2 protein-coding genes are annotated in these 2,098 nt (G+C 80.2%); one reads left to right on the top strand and one right to left on the bottom strand.

Translation table 11 applies throughout. The features are described 5' to 3' along the window. On the top strand, nt 1–810 hold an 810-nt coding region (locus tag GTR00_RS19690), incomplete at its 5' end, for an aminotransferase class IV (protein WP_205706247.1). 15 nt (nt 811–825) lie between these two features. Here the strand turns inward: GTR00_RS19690 and pabB are convergent. After that, nucleotides 826–2,098 (bottom strand): aminodeoxychorismate synthase component I (pabB, locus tag GTR00_RS19685; protein ID WP_166613243.1); only part of this gene is annotated, 1,273 nt, incomplete at its 5' end.

Raw genomic sequence — 2,098 nt, 5'->3', positions numbered from 1 at the left:
GGCCAGCACCAGCAGCGTCTCGAAGGCGCCGACGACCTGGGCCTGGCCCGCGGCGACGGCGCCTTCGAGACGCTGCTGGTGCTGGGCGGGGACCCGCCGCGGGTGGTGCACCTGGAGGCGCACCTGGACCGCTTCGAGCGCTCCGCGCGGGCGCTGGAGCTGCCCGCGCCCGACCGCGCCGCCTGGCGGGAGCTGGCCGGGCTGCTGGTCGCCGGCGTGCCCGCCGGGGCCGAGGCGGCGCTGCGGCTGACGCTGACGCGGGGCGCGCCCGGGGCCGGGCCCACCGGCCTGGCGACCCTGCGCCCGCTGCCGGGGGGGACCCTGCACGCCCGCGAGCACGGGGTGCGGGTGGTCGCGCTGCCGCGCGGCACCTCGGCGCGGGCGCACGAGGCGGCCCCGTGGCTGCTGGGCGGGGCCAAGACGCTCTCCTACGCCGTGCACACCGCGGCGCTGCGCGAGGCGGCCCGGCGCGGCGCGGACGACGCGCTGTTCACCTCCACCGAGGGCCTGGTGCTGGAGGGCCCCACGGCGACCGTCGTCTGGTGCGCCGGGGGGCGGCTGCTGACCACCCCGGCGGGGGGCAGCGGCATCCTGGAGGGCACCACCCAGCGGGCGGTGTTCGAGGGCGCGGCCGCCGCGGGCGTGCCCACCGGCGTGGAGGCGGTGGCGGTGCCGGGGCTGCTGGCGGCCGAGGCGGTGTGGCTGACCTCCAGCGTGCGCGGCGCGGTGGAGGTGACCTCGCTGGACGGCACCGCGCTGGCGCGCCGCCCGGAGCTGACGCGGCGGCTGCGCGCCTGGGCGCTGGCCTGAGGCCCGCCCCGCCCCTCAGGCGGGGGCGGGCCCCTCGTCCAGCCCCTCGTCGAGCAGGGCGCGCAGCGAGGCGCCGGCCTTGAGGACCATCTCGTCGAACTCCGCCGCCGGGTCGGAGCCCAGCACCACCGCCCCGCCGGCCCCCGCGCTCCAGCGCCCGCCGGCGCGCACCAGGGTGCGGATGACCACGGACAGGTCGGCGGCGCCGGTGAGCGAGAGGTACCCCAGCGCCCCGGAGTACACGCCGCGGGCGCGGCGCTCCAGGGCGTCGACGACCTCGGTGGTGCGCAGCTTCGGCGCCCCGGTCATCGAGCCGGGCGGGAAGCAGGAGCGCACCGCGTCCAGCGCGCCCACGCCCGGGCGCAGCCGGCCGCGCACGGTGGAGACGAGCTGGTGGGCGGTGGCGTAGGTCTCCACCGCCATCAGGGAGGGCACCGACACCGAGCCCACCGCGCACACCCGGCCCAGGTCGTTGCGCAGCAGGTCCACGATCATGAGGTTCTCGGCGCGGGTCTTGGGGTCGCGCGCCAGGCCCTCGCGCAGCAGCCCGTCCTCGGCGGGGCCGGTGCCGCGCCGCGCGGTGCCCTTGACGGGCCTGGCCTCCGCCCAGCCGTCGCGGTCCACGCGCAGGAAGCGCTCGGGCGAGGCGGAGACGACGTCCACCCCGGGCAGGCGCAGCAGCGCCGCGTAGGGGGCGGGGTTGGCCCGGCGCAGCCGCCGGTGGGCGGTCAGCGGGTCCACCGCCGCGTCCGTGCTCGCCCGCGCCGTCAGGCACACCTCGTAGCTCTCCCCGGCGCGCAGCGCCTCCCGGCACGCCTCGACGGCGGCCTCGTACTCCTCGCGGGTGCGGTCCAGCAGCGGTGCGACCACCTCCTCGGGCAGCGGCGGCACGGCGGCGCCCTCGGGGCGCGCCGGCGCGCCGGGCAGGTCCGCCAGGGCGTGCTCGGTGCGCTCCAGCCAGGCGCGCGCGTCCTCCTCGGCCCCCGCCGCGGCGCCGGCGCCGGTGCGCACGAGCGCGACGAGGTGGGTGCGCCCGGCCTCGTGGTCCACGGCGGCGAAGCGGTCGGTGAACAGCCACGCCGCGTCGGGGGTGTCCGCGGTCCTGGTGGTCGGCGACCCGCACTCGGCGCGCACCTCGTAGCCGAGGTAGCCGACCCAGCCGCCGGCGAGGTCGAAGGGCAGCTCGCGCGGGTCCTGCCCGTCCTGCTCCCCGCCCGCCCCGCCGCCCCCCTCGACGCGGCGGGCGGCCAGCTGCGCGGCCAGGTGGTCCAGCACGCCGCCGGGCACG

This window comes from Kineococcus indalonis (genome assembly GCF_009906395.1).
Classification (GTDB): domain Bacteria; phylum Actinomycetota; class Actinomycetes; order Actinomycetales; family Kineococcaceae; genus Kineococcus; species Kineococcus indalonis.
This window is presented reverse-complemented; position numbering and strand designations above follow the sequence as displayed.